This is a genomic window from Variovorax terrae (assembly GCF_022809125.1).
In the GTDB taxonomy this organism is placed as follows: Bacteria; Pseudomonadota; Gammaproteobacteria; order Burkholderiales; family Burkholderiaceae_C; genus Variovorax_A; species Variovorax_A terrae.
On the sequence record NZ_JALGBI010000001.1, the window covers coordinates 1,342,091 to 1,358,199 of the forward strand.

At 67.4% G+C, this 16,109-nt stretch carries 15 protein-coding genes and 1 tRNA gene; 11 read left to right on the plus strand and 5 right to left on the minus strand.

What is annotated here, in order from left to right; translation table 11 throughout:
- Positions 1-2: 2 nt before the first annotated feature.
- On the minus strand, positions 3-1,046 hold the full coding sequence (locus MMF98_RS06305; protein WP_243305391.1) for a YybH family protein: 1,044 nt from the start codon (positions 1,044-1,046) through the stop codon (positions 3-5).
- Between the two features lie 171 nt (positions 1,047-1,217).
- Here MMF98_RS06305 and cysS point away from each other — a divergent pair, with 171 nt between their 5' ends.
- The 7 genes from cysS (at position 1,218) to MMF98_RS06340 (ending at position 8,436) form a co-directional block, all read left to right on the plus strand.
- Positions 1,218-2,594: a cysteine--tRNA ligase gene (cysS, locus tag MMF98_RS06310; RefSeq protein WP_243305392.1), complete on the plus strand. Its 1,377-nt coding sequence runs from the start codon at positions 1,218-1,220 to the stop codon at positions 2,592-2,594.
- 45 nt (positions 2,595-2,639) lie between these two features.
- Positions 2,640-3,290, plus strand: a complete 651-nt coding sequence (locus MMF98_RS06315) for a DNA-3-methyladenine glycosylase family protein (RefSeq protein ID WP_243305393.1) — start codon at positions 2,640-2,642, stop codon at positions 3,288-3,290.
- Positions 3,291-3,368: 78 nt separating this feature from the next.
- Positions 3,369-4,346 carry an acetyl-CoA carboxylase carboxyltransferase subunit alpha gene (locus MMF98_RS06320; protein WP_243305394.1) on the plus strand — a complete coding sequence of 326 codons (978 nt, stop codon included), beginning with the start codon at positions 3,369-3,371 and terminating at the stop codon, positions 4,344-4,346.
- A gap of 47 nt (positions 4,347-4,393) precedes the next feature.
- Entirely contained in the window at positions 4,394-5,353 is a 960-nt protein-coding gene (gene tilS / locus MMF98_RS06325; protein WP_243305395.1) for a tRNA lysidine(34) synthetase TilS, read from the plus strand.
- Positions 5,354-5,509: 156 nt separating this feature from the next.
- Complete coding sequence (locus MMF98_RS06330) at positions 5,510-6,778, plus strand: aspartate kinase (protein WP_243305396.1); 1,269 nt, start codon at positions 5,510-5,512, stop codon at positions 6,776-6,778.
- 33 nt (positions 6,779-6,811) lie between these two features.
- Positions 6,812-6,904 (plus strand) — tRNA-Ser (locus MMF98_RS06335).
- Between the two features lie 293 nt (positions 6,905-7,197).
- Positions 7,198-8,436: an NADH:flavin oxidoreductase/NADH oxidase family protein gene (locus tag MMF98_RS06340; RefSeq protein WP_243305397.1), complete on the plus strand. Its 1,239-nt coding sequence runs from the start codon at positions 7,198-7,200 to the stop codon at positions 8,434-8,436.
- Between the two features lie 17 nt (positions 8,437-8,453).
- Here MMF98_RS06340 and MMF98_RS06345 read toward each other — a convergent pair whose 3' ends face one another.
- The 4 genes from MMF98_RS06345 to MMF98_RS06360 form a co-directional block, all read right to left on the minus strand.
- A complete protein-coding gene (locus MMF98_RS06345) occupies positions 8,454-8,954 on the minus strand; it encodes a MerR family transcriptional regulator (RefSeq protein ID WP_243305398.1) in 501 nt (166 codons plus the stop codon).
- Positions 8,955-9,099: 145 nt separating this feature from the next.
- Positions 9,100-9,507, minus strand: a complete 408-nt coding sequence (locus MMF98_RS06350) for an RNA-binding S4 domain-containing protein (RefSeq protein ID WP_243307333.1) — start codon at positions 9,505-9,507, stop codon at positions 9,100-9,102.
- Between the two features lie 2 nt (positions 9,508-9,509).
- Positions 9,510-10,925, minus strand: a complete 1,416-nt coding sequence (locus MMF98_RS06355; RefSeq protein ID WP_243305399.1) for a sensor histidine kinase — start codon at positions 10,923-10,925, stop codon at positions 9,510-9,512.
- Entirely contained in the window at positions 10,922-11,602 is a 681-nt protein-coding gene (locus tag MMF98_RS06360; RefSeq protein ID WP_243305400.1) for a response regulator transcription factor, read from the minus strand. The genes MMF98_RS06355 and MMF98_RS06360 overlap by 4 nt, the downstream gene beginning before the upstream one ends.
- A gap of 118 nt (positions 11,603-11,720) precedes the next feature.
- On the opposite strand from MMF98_RS06360, the gene MMF98_RS06365 reads away from it, so the two are divergent.
- From MMF98_RS06365 to MMF98_RS06380, 4 genes are all read left to right on the plus strand, one after another.
- The gene (locus tag MMF98_RS06365; protein WP_243305401.1) at positions 11,721-12,785 is read left to right on the plus strand and encodes a porin; all 1,065 of its coding nucleotides are present in this window, start codon (positions 11,721-11,723) and stop codon (positions 12,783-12,785) included.
- Between the two features lie 146 nt (positions 12,786-12,931).
- Positions 12,932-13,891, plus strand: coding sequence for a Bug family tripartite tricarboxylate transporter substrate binding protein (locus tag MMF98_RS06370; protein ID WP_243305402.1), 960 nt, complete (start codon positions 12,932-12,934; stop codon positions 13,889-13,891).
- 80 nt (positions 13,892-13,971) lie between these two features.
- Complete coding sequence (locus MMF98_RS06375) at positions 13,972-14,487, plus strand: tripartite tricarboxylate transporter TctB family protein (protein WP_243307335.1); 516 nt, start codon at positions 13,972-13,974, stop codon at positions 14,485-14,487.
- Positions 14,488-14,520: 33 nt separating this feature from the next.
- Positions 14,521-16,023: a tripartite tricarboxylate transporter permease gene (locus tag MMF98_RS06380; protein ID WP_243305403.1), complete on the plus strand. Its 1,503-nt coding sequence runs from the start codon at positions 14,521-14,523 to the stop codon at positions 16,021-16,023.
- Positions 16,024-16,109: the final 86 nt, after the last annotated feature.

Here is a 16,109-nt window from a genome sequence, read left to right on the forward strand (position 1 = left end):
CATCAGCCGCCGGTCGATTCCTTGACGATGACCCAGCGGTCGCCGGCCTTCACGAGGTCCAGCGTCTTGCGGCTGGACACCGAGAGCGCATCGGCGTTGTAGTCCTGCTTGAAGCGGGCCGTGGCCTTGCCGCCATTGACCGCGACCGACAGGTTGTTGAGCTTCACGCTGATGCGCGACTTGCCCACGATGCGCGCGCGGCGCTCGTCTTCCCAGGCCTTGCGCGTCTGCTTGCCGGGCGGATCGAATTCCTTGCCGTAGGCGCCCAGGTAGGCCGCCATGTCCTTGGCCGACCAGGCCGTGGCCCAGGCCTGCACGGCGGCTTCCACATCCTTCTCGGCGCCGCTGGCGGGGGCTGCGGCCGGCGCGGCCGCCGGTGCGGGGGCAGGCGCCGGGGCGGGTGCGGCCGCAGGCGCCGCGGCCGGGGCCTTGGCGGGCGCCGGCGTGGCTACCGCCGGTGCCGGGGTGGGCGCAGGGGTTGGGGCCGGGGCGGCGGCAGGCTTGGCGCTGGCGCCCTTGCCGGCCGGGGCGAACAGGTCGCGGATCAGCGCCAGCTTGGGCTGCACGCCGGTGTTGCCGCTGTCGAGCTGCAGCGCCTTGCTGTAGGCCTGGCTGGCCAGCTTGGCGTAGACGTCGCCCAGGTTCTCGTGCGCGGTGGCATAGCTCGGGTTGGTGCGGATCGCCATCTCGAGCGCGGCGCGGGCCTTGTCGTACTGGCTCTGGCTGGCGTACAGCACGGCCAGGTTGTTGTAGGGCTCGGGCAGCTCGGGGTAGTCTTCTGTGAGCTTGGTGAAGGTGCCGATCGCATCGGCCGGCTTGCCGGACTCGGTCTGGATCACGCCCTTGAGAAAGCGCATCTGCGGGTCGCGCGGCTTGGCGGCGAGGTACTGCTCGGCCTTGGTCATGGCCTCGGCCAGCTTGCCCGAGCGCACCAGCTGGTTCACGTCGCCGTAGTCGTCAGCCTGCACGGCGGCCGAGGCGGCCAGCGCGGCGGCCAGGGCCAGCAGACGCAGGGTTTTCGGGAAAAGGGGGCGGGCATTGGACATGAAGGCCTCTTGGGACTGCGCGATGACAAGCCCGGACGGGGGGCTTTATACTGCGCTGGATTGTAGCCGAGGGGTGCAGTTCATCCCCCTCGATAATTACCTGAACCACACCGTATCCGCCGAAGCCGCCGCCTGGCCGGTCTGCCTTCGGCGCCAGCGTCCGAAATATTCATGAGTTTGCGCATCTACAACACGCTGTCGCGTGCATTGGAGGAGTTTTCTCCGCTCGAAACCGGCCATGTGCGCATGTATGTGTGCGGCATGACCGTCTACGACCTGTGCCACGTGGGGCATGCGCGCTCGATGGTGGCGTTCGACGTGGTGCAGCGCTGGCTGCGCGCCTCGGGCCTGCGCGTGACCTATGTGCGCAACATCACCGACATCGAGGACAAGATCATCCGGCGCGCCGTGGAGAACGGCGAGAGCATCAAGTCGCTGACCGGCCGCATGATCGACGAGATGTACCGCGACGCCGACGCCCTGGGCGTGGAGCGCCCCACGCACGACCCGCGCGCCACCGACTACGTGCCGCAGATGCTGGACATGGTGCAGACGCTGCAGGACAAGGGCCTGGCCTATGCCACCGAATCGGGCGACGTGAACTACGCGGTGCGCAAGTTCCCCGGCTACGGCAAGCTCAGCGGCAAGTCGCTCGACGAGCTGCATGCGGGCGAGCGCGTGGCCGTGCTCGACGGCAAGGAAGACCCGCTGGATTTCGTGCTCTGGAAATCCGCCAAGGAGAGCGAGCCCGAGGACGCCAAGTGGGACAGCGCCTACGGCCGGGGCCGACCGGGCTGGCACATCGAGTGCTCGGCCATGTGCGGCGCGCTGCTGGGCGAGACCTTCGACATCCATGGCGGCGGCGCCGACCTGCAGTTTCCGCACCACGAGAACGAGATCGCCCAGAGCGAGGGCGCCAACGGCCAGCCGCTGGCGCGCTTCTGGATGCACAACGGCTTCATCAACATCGACAACGAGAAGATGTCCAAGAGCCTGGGCAACTTCTTCACCATCCGCGAGGTGCTCAAGCAGTACGACGGCGAGACGCTGCGCTTCTTCGTGGCTCGCACGCACTACCGCAGCCCGCTCAACTACAGCGACCTGCACCTCGACGACGCGCGCGCCTCGCTCAAGCGGCTGTACACCGCGCTCGATCTCGTCAGCCCGGCCGCCGCGCCCATCGACTGGGCCCAGCCGTTCGCCGCGCGCTTCAAGGCCGCGATGGACGAGGATTTCGGCACGCCCGAGGCGGTGGCCGTGCTGTTCGAGCTGGCCACCGAGGTCAACAAGACGCGCTCTGCCGCGCTGGCCGGGCTGCTGAAAGGCCTGGGCGGCTGCCTCGGCCTGCTGCAGGGCGACCCGAAGGCCTTTTTGCAGGCCGGCGCCGCGCTCGGCGAGGCGGACATCCTGGCGCTGATCCAGGCGCGCGCCGCCGCCAAGCAGGCGAAGGACTTTATCGAGGCCGACCGCATCCGCAACGAACTGCTGGCCCAGGGCATCGTGCTCAAGGATTCGCCCACGGGCACCACCTGGGAGGCGGCGCAGTGAAGGTTTTTGAAGCGTTTTCGGCCCGGGGTCCAGGAGGGGTGGTCGATGGCTGCTACTAAAAAGATAGCAATCGAAGTCTTCACGCCCGACTACTGGGAAGACGCCCGCAAGCACCTGACCAAGAAGGACCGGGTGATGAAGCGGCTGATTCCCGCGTTCGGCGACGCCTGCCTGGAGTCGCGCGGCGACGCCTTCACCACACTGGCGCGCAGCATCGTGGGTCAGCAGATCTCGGTGAAGGCCGCGCAGACGGTGTGGGACCGCTTCGCCGGGCTGCCGCGCCGCATGACGCCCGCCAACGTGCTCAAGCTCAAGGTGGACGACATGCGCGCCTCGGGCCTGTCCGCGCGCAAGATCGAATACCTGGTGGACCTGGCGCTGCACTTCGACAGCGGCGCCGTCTCGGCCGGCAACTGGCAGTCGATGGACGACGACGCCATCATCGCCGAGCTGGTGGGCATCCGCGGCATCGGCCGCTGGACGGCCGAGATGTTCCTGATCTTCCACCTGATGCGACCGAACGTGCTGCCGCTGGACGACGTGGGCCTGATCAGCGGCATCAGCAAGAACTATTTTTCGGGCGACCCGGTCAGCCGCAGCGATGCGCGCGAGGTGGCCGCCGCCTGGGCGCCGTATTGCAGCGTGGCGACTTGGTATATTTGGCGTTCGCTTGACCCACTGCCGGTCGCGTATTAATCTGCCGCTCGGCCGGGCACGGCCGCCGGCGGCGCGGCACACGGCCCTGGTGCGAGCGGTAACAACAGGAGAATGACGTTGGCGAAACGAACCTTCCTCGATTTCGAGCAGCCGATCGCGGAGCTCGAGACCAAGATCGAAGAACTGCGCTACGTGCAGACCGAGTCGGCGGTCGACATTTCGGAAGAAATCGACCAGCTCAGCAAGAAGAGCCAGCAGCTCACCAAGGACATCTACAGCGACCTCACGCCGTGGCAGATCACCAAGATCGCGCGCCACGCCGAGCGGCCCTACACGCTGGACTACGTGAACGAAATCTTCACCGACTTCGTGGAGCTGCACGGCGACCGCCACTTTTCCGACGACCTCAGCATCGTCGGCGGGCTGGCGCGCTTCAACGGCACGGCCTGCATGGTGATCGGCCACCAGAAGGGGCGCGACACCAAGGAGCGCGGCCTGCGCAACTTCGGCATGAGCAAGCCCGAGGGCTACCGCAAGGCGCTGCGCCTCATGAAGACCGCCGAGAAGTTCAAGCTGCCGGTGTTCACCTTCGTCGACACGCCGGGCGCCTACCCCGGCATCGACGCCGAGGAGCGCGGGCAATCGGAGGCCATCGGCCGCAACATCTTCGAGATGGCCCAGCTCGAAGTGCCCATCATCACCACCATCATCGGCGAAGGCGGCTCCGGCGGCGCGCTGGCGATCTCGGTGGGCGACCAGGTGCTGATGCTGCAGTACTCCATCTACTCGGTGATCAGCCCCGAAGGCTGCGCCTCCATCCTCTGGAAAACCAGCAGCCGCGCGGAAGACGCCGCCGACGCGCTGGGCATCACGGCGCACCGCCTCAAGGCGCTGGGCCTGGTGGACAAGATCGTCAACGAGCCGGTCGGCGGCGCCCACCGCGACCACAAGCAGATGGCCGCCTTCCTCAAGCGCGCGCTCAACGACGCCTGGCGCCAGCTCGGCGACCTCAAGGTCAAGGAGCTGCTGGAGCGCCGCTACGAACGGCTGCAAAGCTATGGGCGCTTCACCGACACGAAGGCGGACAGCAAGTAGGCACCGCCGGCCGGCTGCGGCCGCGCACGGCTGAGCCGGAGCCCGCCATGAACACGGCCTTTTCCGACGCGATGCGCGCCTTCGCGCCCTCGCTGCCGCTGGCCGTGGCCTTCAGCGGCGGGGCCGATTCCACCGCCTTGCTCGTGGCCTGCGCAGAACGCTGGCCGCAGCAGGTGAGGGCGGTCCACGTTCACCACGGCCTGCAGGCGGCGGCTGACGATTTCGAGCGGCAATGCGTGAGCCTGTGCGCGCAGTTGAACGTGCCGCTGGCCGTGAGGCGCGTCCAGGCGCGCCATGCGCCGGGCGACAGTCCCGAGGCAGCAGCCCGCCAGGCGCGCTACGAGGCGTTTCGCGCCGCCGTCCAGCAGGACTGGGCGCACGATGCCGTCCACGACATCGCCATTGCGCAGCATGCCGACGACCAGGCCGAGACCCTGCTGCTGGCGCTGTCGCGCGGCGCCGGCTTGCCGGGGCTGGCCGCGATGCCGGCGCGCTGGGTGCGCGACGACGTCACCTACCACCGGCCGCTGCTGGGTGTGCCCGGCGCCGAAGTGCGGGCCTGGCTGGCCGCGCGCGGCGTGCCCTGGGTGGAAGACCCTACGAATGCCGACGAGCAGTTCACGCGCAACCGCATCCGGGCGCGCCTGCTGCCGGCGCTGGACGCGGCGTTCCCGCAGTTCCGGAGCACCTTCGCGCGCAGCGCGGCGCATGCGGCGCAGGCGCAGGAACTGCTGGACGAAGTGGCCGCGCAGGACCTGGCGCAGGCCGGCCTGCCGCCCGCGATCGCGCGCGTGCAGGGCTTCACGCGCGCGCGCCAGGCCAATCTGCTGCGCCACTGGCTGAGAAGGGCGCATGGCCAGCAGCCCAGTGCGGCCCAGTTGCAGGAACTGCTTGACCAGGTGGCGGCCTGCACCACGCGCGGGCACCGGCTGCGCATCAAGGTGGGCACGGGGCGCGTCGAACGCCGGGGCGAGGTGCTGGACTTTGTCCCGAGCGGGGAGCCGTGACCGGCCGGGCGGAGAAACCGGCGGCGAGGGCCCGCCGCCGCCCGGGAGCTTCTCCCCAAGTGGGGTCCCGGGCACCGGTATAATCATGGGCTTTGTGCGGCGCGCTCCCGCGGCGCGGGGCCGGTGGCCCGCACTCACTCTCTTCGATTTTTCCAGATGGCATTGATCGTTCACAAATACGGCGGCACGTCGATGGGCTCGACCGAGCGCATCCGCAACGTCGCCAAGCGCGTGGCCAAGTGGGCGCGTGCCGGCCACCAGATGGTGGTGGTGCCCAGCGCCATGAGCGGCGAAACCAACCGCCTGCTCGGCCTGGCCAAGGAACTCGCGCCCGCCCGGCCGGGCGAGTCCTACGGACGCGAGCTCGACATGCTGGCCGCCACCGGCGAGCAGGCTTCGTCGGCCCTGCTGGCGATTGCGCTGCAGGCCGAGGGCATGCCGTCCGTCAGCTACGCGGGATGGCAGGTGCCCGTGAAGACCAACAGCGCCTACACCAAGGCCCGCATCGAGTCGATCGAAGGCGAGCGCGTGCGCGCCGACCTGAATGCCGGCCGCGTGGTCATCATCACCGGCTTCCAGGGCATTGACGGCGACGGCAACATCACCACGCTGGGCCGCGGTGGCAGCGATACCTCCGCGGTGGCCGTGGCGGCCGCGATGAAGGCCGACGAGTGCCTGATCTACACCGACGTGGATGGGGTCTACACCACCGACCCGCGCGTGGTGCCCGAGGCACGCCGGCTGCAGACCGTGAGCTTTGAGGAGATGCTGGAAATGGCGTCGCTCGGCTCCAAGGTGCTGCAGATCCGATCGGTGGAGTTCGCCGGCAAGTACAAGGTGCCGCTGCGCGTGCTCTCCAGCTTCACCCCGTGGGACATCGACATCAACGAGGAAGCCAAGTCCGGCACGTTGATCACCTTTGAGGAAGACGAACAAATGGAACAAGCCGTCGTATCCGGCATCGCATTCAACCGCGACGAAGCCAAGATCTCCGTGCTGGGCGTGCCCGACAAGCCGGGCATCGCGTACCACATCCTCGGCGCCATCGCCGATGCCAACATCGAAGTCGACGTGATCATCCAGAACATCAGCAAGGATGGCCGCACCGACTTCAGCTTCACCGTGCACCGCAACGATTACGCCAAGGCGGTGGACCTGCTGAAGGCCAAGGTGCTGCCCACGCTGGGCGCCAGCGAGATCTCCGGCGACACCAAGATCTGCAAGGTCAGCATCGTGGGCATCGGCATGCGCAGCCACGTGGGCATCGCCAGCAAGATGTTCCGCGCCCTGAGCGAAGAGGGCATCAACATCCAGATGATTTCCACCAGCGAGATCAAGACCTCGGTCGTGATCGACGAGAAATACATGGAACTGGCCGTGCGCGCATTGCACAAAGCTTTCGATCTGGACCAGCCCATCGCGTGAGAAGGGCGCAACTCGTGAGATAATTTGAGGATTGGAAACGTGACCGAGTGGCCGAAGGTGCTCCCCTGCTAAGGGAGTATGGGGTGTAGAGCCCCATCGAGGGTTCGAATCCCTCCGTTTCCGCCAATACCGCCTGCAAGCCGGGTTAGAAGATCTTGATCTGACATCACCCGATTCACAGGCAACTCACAACGGCACAGCGAATTGAAACGCTGTGCCGTTTGTGTTTTCGGGATGGCCTTTTGTTCATTTCCTTTGGTTCCACGCCGCTTGCTGGCCAGTTCGCTTGTGCCATACGCCATCAGCCGGATGGGGCAGGGCATGGTCTTCCCGTCCTGATTTGCATGTCTGCCATGAGGGCTTGACATTCAAGTCAACTTGAATCTTATCGTCTGGGCGTCATCAACGAGGTGCGCCCCATGTTTCCGTTCACATCACTCGCGTTGCCCAACGGCTCGCTCATACCCAATCGCATTGCCAAAGCCGCCATGGAGGAAAACATGGCGGATGCCGGGCAAGGCCCTTCCGAGGACTTGATCCGCTTGTATTCCGCCTGGGCCCAGGGCGAGGCGGGCTTGCTGTTGACCGGCAATGTCATGATCGACAGCCGGGCCATGACCGGCCCGGGCGGTGTCGTGCTGGAGGATGAGCGCCAGCTCGACAGGTTTCGCCGATGGGCTCAAGCGGGGCGCGCCAGAGGCGCGCAATTCTGGTTGCAGATCAACCACCCCGGACGCCAGATGCGGATGAGCCTGGGGCAGCAGACCTGGGCGCCCTCGGCGGTGGCACTGGAACTGGGCGGCGCGTCGAAGATGTTTGCCGTTCCCCACGCGATGACCGAAGAACAGATCGCCGAGGTCGTGGGCCGCTTTGCACGGACCGCACAGCTTGGTGAACAGGCCGGGTTCACCGGGGTGGAGATCCATGCCGCGCACGGCTACCTCCTCAGCCAATTTCTCTCGCCCATCACCAACCAGCGCACCGATTCATGGGGCGGCAGCCTCGAGAATCGTGCGCGGCTGCTGCTCGACACCGTGAGGGCGGTGCGCGCGGCGGTTTCACCCCGGTTCTGCGTTGCCGTCAAACTCAACTCTGCCGACTTCCAGCGCGGCGGCTTCTCCGCCGACGACGCGAAACAGGTCGTCCTCTGGTTGAACGGGATACCGGTGGATTTGGTGGAACTGTCGGGCGGCAGCTATGAAGCACCCGCCATGCAGGGCGAGGCGCGCGATGGCCGCACCTTGGCACGGGAGGCCTACTTTCTCCAGTTTGCCAGCGACATCGCCAAGGTTGCCCGCATGCCCATCATGGTGACCGGCGGTATCCGCCGTCTTCCCGTGGTCGAAGAGGTTCTGGCCAGCGGTGTAGCCATGGCGGGTATCGCAACGGCCCTGGCCGTCAACCCGGCGTTGCCGCGCGAGTGGCGGCTCGGCCATCACAAGGTTCCTGAACTCCGGCCGGTCCGCTGGAAGGTCAAGCCGCTTGCGGCGATGGCCCGCATGGCGATGGTGAAGTTTCAGTTGCGCCGCCTGAGCCAAGGCCGCGCCACCTTGCCCAGCGTATCGCCGCTTCGCGCCTTGGTGCTGGACCAGTTTCTGACGGTCCTGCGCACCCGGCGGTACCGGCGTTTAATGGCGGCGCGCAGCGCGGTGGCCTGAGACGCACCGTACTCCCGTCAGGCCGAGCCTCGCGGCCGGCTCACCGGTCTTGCCTGGCGGAGTGCGGCCGATCGCTCGGCCAATCGGCGGGCGCCCGCCCTGGATGGGGTGGGCCGTGCCGATCTGTCGGCCATGCCGGCCGCCAGCGCGGTTGCATCCACGCACTCACCGGCCGCCCAACTGGCGCGCAATGTCTCCTGGAGCTCTTGCAGGGCTCGCCGCTGCCCGCGCAACGTCGCCATGACCTTGTCGATCTCCCCGAGCCGGGTGCCGAGCCTGCCGAGCAGTTCGTCTTTCGAGAAGCCTTCCGTGCTGGCGAAAACGCTGCGCAAGGCGTCCAGCGAGAACCCCATGGCCTGTGCAATCTGGATCAGGCGCAGGCGCTCCACGGCAGCGTTGCCATAGCTGCGGTAGCCGTTGCCGCCCCGTTCCGCCGCGGGCAGCAAGCCGCTTTGCTCATAGAAACGAATGGCCGAGGCCGTCATTCCCGTCTTGCTCGCAAGCTCACCGATCTTCATGCTGCCAAACCTTCGAGTTGGCTTCCATCTTAGCCCCTTGCCGATATGCCTTAACGGCAAGTTCGGCGCGCTGGAGAAGCGTGGGCCCATTGCGCAACCCGCAGTTGCACGGGGGCGCCCTGGAAGCTTGGGGGCGAACAGCGCGTCAGGGGTCCAGCGAGGCGCTCCAGCGGCTGTCCCAGGCGGCCTTGTCGATGTCGCGCCGCTCGCGCTTGGTCGGGCGGCCATGCTCGATGCTCAGGGCGGGCTCGCGGGCCAGGCGGTGCTGCTCGCGGGCCTGCTCGCGCGCCTTCAGGCTGTCGGCCGTTTCCTCATAGAGCTGCTGCGCCACGGGTGCCGGGCCGCGCATGCCGCTCAGGGCCAGGATCACGACCGTGCGCGTCACCGGGCCCTGCCGGATCGTCACGGTGTCGCCCACCCGGGCCTCGCGCGAGGCCTTGGCCTCCTGGCCGTTGACATGCACGCGCCCCTTGCCGATCTCGTCGCCGGCCAGCGAGCGCGTCTTGAAGAAGCGGGCGGCCCAGAGCCATTTGTCGATACGCAGTTTGTCCATCATCAGGCGGGATTGTCGGCCAAAGGCAGGCGCACGGTGGCGTCCAGGCCCACGGTCTGGCCGCGCTCCTCGCGGTTGTCGAGGCTGATGGTGCCGCCCAGGGCCTGCACGATCTCGTGGCAGATGGCCAGGCCCAGTCCCGAGCCGCTGCGTACATTGCCTGAGGAGAACGGCTGGAACAGCCGCTGGCGCAACTCGTCGGCAATGCCGGGCCCGCTGTCGCTGATCACCAGCGCGGCATGCCGGGCATCGGCCACCAATCGCACATTCAGCGCGGTGCCGGCCGGCGCGTGCCGGATAGCGTTGTGCAGCAGGTTGCGCGAGAGCTCGCGCAGCATCCAGTCGTGCGCGTGCACCGCCGCCGGCTGGGTGCTGATCTCGAAATCGATGTCCTTCTCGGCAATCAGCGGCGAGAGGTCGAGCGCCACCGCGCGTACCACACCCGCCAGGTCGGTCACGCCGGCATCGGCCTGCTGGCGCAGCTGTGCAACCTTGGCCAGCGCCAGCATCTGGTTGGCCAGCAGGGTGGCGCGCTCCACCGTGTCGTTGATCTCGAGCAGCGCCTGGCGCGGCTCCAGGTCGCCCCGCAGTCCCGACTGCACCTGAGTTTTGAGCACGGCCAACGGCGTGCGCAGCTGGTGCGAGGTGTCGCGCACGAAACGCTTCTGGTGGTCTAGCAGGTGCTGCAGGCGCTCCATCACGTGGTTGGTCGCATCCACCAGCGGCAGCAGCTCGCGCGGCGCCCGCAGCGTGGCAATGGGGGTGAGGTCGCCTTCGGCGCGGGCCTGCAGCTCGGCGCTCAGTTGCCGCACCGGGCGCGTGGCCTGTTGGACCACGACGATCACCACGAAGGCGATCACCGCCACCAGCGCCAGCTGGCGCCACAGGGTGGCCACGAGGATCTGGCGCGCCAGCACCTGCCGCAACTCCAGGGTTTCCGCCACCTGGATCACGGCCATGCTGCGCCCGTTCTCGCTCACCACCGGCTGCAGCAGGACGGCAACGCGCACCGGCCACTGGCGGTACTCGTCGTCGTAGAAGTGCACCAGGGCCGAGTAGGGACCGTGGGTCGGCAGCCTGCCGCGCCAGGCGGGCAGGTCCTCGAAGCCGCCCACCCATTGGCCCTTGATGGTGGAGACCCGGTAGAACATGCGGCTGCGGTTGTCGGTCTCGAAGGCTTCGAGCGCCGCGTAGGGAACGGTGGCGCGCAGCACGGCGGTGTCGTCGAAGCCTTCGACCGCCAACTGCTCGCCGATCGACTTGGCCGAGGCCAGCAGCGTCCGGTCGTAGGCGGTGTGCACCGCCGTCAAGGCCTGGTTGTACAGGGCGATGGTGTTGAGCAGCACGTAGATGCCGATCGGCAGCAGGATGCCCAGCAGCAGGTAGCCGCGCAGCGACAGGCGGCGCTGCCAGATCATTGCCCGGCCTTGAGCAGGTAGCCCAGCCCGCGCAGCGTCATGAGCGTCACCTGCGCCTGCGCCAGCTTCTTGCGCAGCCGATAGACCACCACCTCGATGGCCTCGGGCTGGACGGCATCCTCGCCGGGAAACACCAGCTCGAACAGCCGCTCCTTGGAGACCGCGTGGCCGGGCTTGCTCATCAGGGCCTGCATCAGCGCCAGCTCGCGGGGCGTGAGCTCGAGCACCTGGCCGCGGTGGTAGACGGCGCCGCTGTCCTTGTCGTAGTGCAGGTCGCCGACACGCAGGTAGTGCTCGGCCGGCTCGGTGGCGGCATGGGGCTTGCGGCGGTGCAGCGCGCGCAGCCGCGCTTCGAGCTCGTCGAGGTCGAACGGCTTGGGCAGGTAGTCGTCGGCCCCGGTGTTGAGGCCCACGATGCGGTCGCCGACCGTGCCGCGCGCGGTGAGGATCAGCACGGGCGTCTGCCAGCCCTGCTTGCGGGCCTGCTCCAGCACGTGCAGGCCGTCGAGCCCCGGCAGCGTCAGGTCCAGCAGCACCACGTCGGGATCGGCGGCGGCCCAGCCCGCCAGAGCCTGCCGGCCGTCGCCGCAGACCGCGACCTCGATGCCGCGGCGGCTCAGGGTGCGCTGCAGCACGGCTTGCATGGAGGGGTCGTCTTCGACCAGAAACAGCTTCATGGGCGAAACCTTAGCACTTCCACCGGCAGCGGCGGACAGCCGATTGACAGGTGCCGTTCCTATCATCCGCCGCGCAGATGTCCTGCAATTGAGCGATCAACAATGTGAGGAGATACGTATGAAACTTTCCCCGCTTGCGGTGGGTGTGGCCGCAGCTTTCGTCGGCTCGGCCGCCTGGGCACAGTCCTCGGTCCAGATATTCGGGCTGGTCGACGTGAATTATGTGCGAGTCAACAGTGACGGTTCCGGCTCCGTGAGCAAGCTCGGGACCGACGGCAATCTGTCCAGCCGGCTCGGCTTTCGCGGTACCGAGGATCTCGGCGGCGGGCTGAAGGCCAGCTTCTGGCTCGAAGCGGCCATCAATCCCGATGAGGGCACGGGCGGCACCACCAACACCAACAACCAGGCCACCGGCGGCGCGGGGGGCGGCGGCCTGACCTTCGGGCGCCGTTCAACGGTCAGCCTATCCGACAGCTGGGGCGAGATCCGCCTGGGTCGCGACTACGTGCCGGGCTTCTGGAATCTGTCGAACTACAGTGCCTTCGGCACTAACGGCGTGGGCTCGTCGGGCTTCCTGTTCTATCCCGTGCCATCCGCCGCGCGCGTGACCCACGTGCGCGCGTCCAACTCCATCGGTTACCACCTGCCCGAGATGGGCGGCCTGTTCGGCCAGGTGATGTACGCGATGGGAGAGAACAACTCCAACGCCGGCGCCACCGCCGACGACGGCAAGGTGACCGGCCTGCGCATCGGCTACGCCAATGGCCCGGTTAGCGTGGCCTATGGCATCACCAAGACCAAGATCAGCAGTCTGGGCGACCTGACGCAGAGCAACATCGGCGGTAGCTACGACTTCGGCGTGGCCCGCGTGATGGCGCTGTGGGGTGAGAACAAGACCAGCGGCAACAAGACGCGCGCCCAGAGCATCGGCGTACAAGTGCCGGTGGGCGCCGGTCAGATCCGTGCCTCCTACGGCACGGTCAAGGCCAGCGGCGTGGCCAACGATGCCAACCACATCGCGCTGGGCTACGTCTACAACCTGTCCAAGCGCAGTGCCCTGTATGTCAACTATGCGAAAATTTCCAACAAGGACAATGGCAAGAGCTTCAACGTGGGCCTTGGCGTGACCGCAGCGGGCGGCGCCAGCACGGGCTACGAATTCGGTATCCGCCATACGTTCTGAGCGACGCAGGTTGTACGTCGGCGCGCTTGGCGCCGCGGAGCATTGCTGAGGTTCGCCGGCTCCTGCTGCCGGCTTCGGCCTGACTCCGCAACCTGTCGGCGCGCGCTGCCCCTGAGACTGTATTTGATGAGAAGGAGACACACTCTATGCGCCGAGACGACTTTTTGAAATCCCTTGCCGCCCTGGCCGTCGCAGGCGGCCTGCCGCTCGCGGCGCGGGCCAGCACCAACATCAAGATGATGATTCCGGCCAACCCTGGCGGCGGCTGGGACACCACGGGCCGCGCCCTGGGCAAGGCCATGCAGAGCGCCGGCGTGGCGTCGGCCGTGAGCTATGACAACAAGGGCGGCGCCGCGGGCGCCATCGGCCTGGCCCAGTTCGTCAACGGCAGCAAGGGCGACCCCAACGCGCTGATGGTGATGGGCGCCGTGATGCTGGGCGGCATCATCACGGGCAAGCCGCCGGTCAGCCTGTCGCAGGCCACGCCGATCGCGCGCCTGACCAGCGAATACAACGTCTTCGTGCTGCCCGCCAACTCGCCCTTCAAGACCATGAAGGACGTGATCGAGCAGCTCAAGAAGGACCCCGGCAGCGTGAAGTGGGGCGGCGGCTCGCGCGGCTCTACCGAGCACATCGCGGCCGCCATGATTGCGCGCGAAGTCGGCGTCGATCCCGCCAGGATCAACTACGTCGCCTTCCGCGGAGGCGGCGAGGCGACGGCGGCCATCCTGGGCGGCAACGTCACGGTCGGCGGCAGCGGCCTGAGCGAATTCGCCGAGTACATCAGCACCGGCAAGATGAAGGCGCTGGCCGTGACCTCGCCGACACGCCTGAAGGGCGTCAACATCCCCACGCTGATCGAGCAGGGCATCAATGTCTCGCTGGGCAACTGGCGCGGCGTCTACGGCGCGCCCGGCATTTCTGCCGAGCAGCGCCGCGCGCTGACCGAGCTGGTGCTCAAGGCCGTCAAGTCCAAGGCCTGGACCGAGGCGCTGGACAAGAACGCCTGGACGCCGGCCGTGCTCGCAGGACCCGAGTTCGAGAAGTTCGTCGACGACGAGTTCGCCAGCCTGCGCGCCACCATGGTGAAGTCGGGCATGGTCTGACGGCGCCGGCCGAGGCACGCCGCCTTCGTTCCGCCAGGGGCGAAGGCGCTGGCGCGCAAGTTTTACCTACGGGCATGACAATGACACAACAACCCGCATCTTTTTCCCTGCATCAAACCCTGGTGGGCGTGGGCGCCCTGGGGGTGGGCGGGCTGCTGGCGGCCGGTGCCACCACGATTTCATCCGAGGCCGGCTATGCCGGCGTCGGCCCGAACTTCCTGCCCTGGGTGGTGGCCGCGGTCCTGCTGGTGTGCGGCGCCTGGCTGGTCTGGGAGGCCCGCAGCGGCGGCTTTCGCAGCATGGAGGAGCCCTCCGGCGCCGAACGCGGCGACTGGCCAGGCTTTGCCTGGGTGTCGGCCGGCCTGCTTGCCAATGCGGTGCTGATCAACTACCTGGGCTTCATCCTGAGCTGTACCGTGTGCTTCGTGCTGGCGGTGCGCGGCTTTCGCGCGGCGGCGGGCCATCGCCGGCGCTCGCTCGGGCACTGGCTGCTCGACGCCGTCACCGGCTTCGTGATCGCGGCGCCCGTGTACTGGATGTTCACGCAGCTGCTGGCGATCAACCTGCCGGGGCTGACCGACACCGGCTGGCTGTAAGGCCGGCAAGACGAACGAGAACACGCAATTTTCATGGACATCTGGAACCAACTGCTGCAAGGCTTCGTCACGGCGGCGACGCCGATCAACCTGATGTGGGCCTTTCTGGGCTGCGTGATCGGCACGGCCGTAGGGGTGCTGCCCGGCATCGGCCCGGCCGTGGCCGTGGCCATGCTGCTGCCGATCACCGTCAAGGTCGAGGCCACGGCCTCGATGATCTTCTTCGCCGGCATCTACTACGGCGCCATGTACGGCGGCTCGACCACCTCCATCCTGCTGAACACGCCGGGCGAATCCGGCTCCATGGTCACGGCGATGGAGGGCAACAAGATGGCGAAGAACGGCCGTGCCGGCGCGGCGCTCGCCACCTCGGCCATCGGCTCCTTCGTCGCCGGAACCATCGCCACCGTGCTGGTGACGTTCTGCGCGCCCGTGGTGGCGGAATACGCCGTCAGGCTGGGCCCACCCGAATACTTCCTGCTCATGGTGCTGGCCTTCACCACCGTGAGCGCGGTGCTGGGCAAGAGCACGCTGCGCGGCATGACCGCGCTGTTCATCGGCCTGGCCATCGGGCTGATCGGCATCGACCAGATCACGGGCCAGGCGCGCTACACGGGCGGCGTGCCCGAGCTGATGGACGGCATCGAGATGGTGCTGATCGCGGTGGGCCTGTTCGCCGTGGGCGAGGCCCTCTACAACGTGCTCTACGAGGGGCGGGCCGTCGAGTCGGCGAACCGCATGAGCCGGGTGCACATGACGCGCCAGGAATGGAAGCGTTCGTGGCCGGCCTGGCTGCGCGCCACAGCGATCGGCTTTCCGTTCGGCACCATTCCGGCGGGCGGCAGCGAGATTCCGACCTTCCTGAGCTACGCCACCGAGAAGAAGCTGTCCAAGCATCCGCAAGAGTTCGGCACGACGGGCGCCATCGAAGGCGTGGCCGGCCCGGAGGCGGCCAACAACGCAGCCATCACGGCCACGCTGATTCCGCTGCTGACGCTGGGCATTCCCACCTCCAACACCACGGCGATCCTGCTGGGGGCGTTCCAGAACTATGGCATCCAGCCCGGTCCGCAGCTGTTCCAGACCTCGTCGGCGCTGGTCTGGGCGCTGATCGCGTCGCTCTACATCGGCAACGTGATGCTGCTGATCCTGAACCTGCCGCTGGTGGGCCTGTGGGTCAAGCTGCTCAAGATCCCGAAGCCGCAGCTCTATGCGGGCATCCTGATCTTCGCCACGGTCGGTGTCTATGGCATGCGCCAGTCGGCGTTCGACCTGGTCCTGCTCTACGCCATCGGCCTGCTCGGCGTGGTGATGCGGCGCTTCGATTTCCCGACGGCGCCCGTGGTGGTCGGCATGATCCTGGGCCCGCTGGCCGAGGCCCAGATGCGCAACGCACTGTCCATTGGCGAAGGCAAATGGACGGTGTTCCTGGAGCGGCCGATGTCGCTGACCCTGCTGCTGGTGGTCCTGGCCGTGCTGATCCTGCCGCGTTTGAGCCGGCTCTGGTCGGCGCGGGTCGCTTTGCGGGCCGGGTGAGGGGTTTTTTAGAGGAAAATGTGCAAGAGGTCCTTGTCCCCTGGTCATTTCTTGCTACTGTTTTTGTAGCGACCTTTGCACCCGAG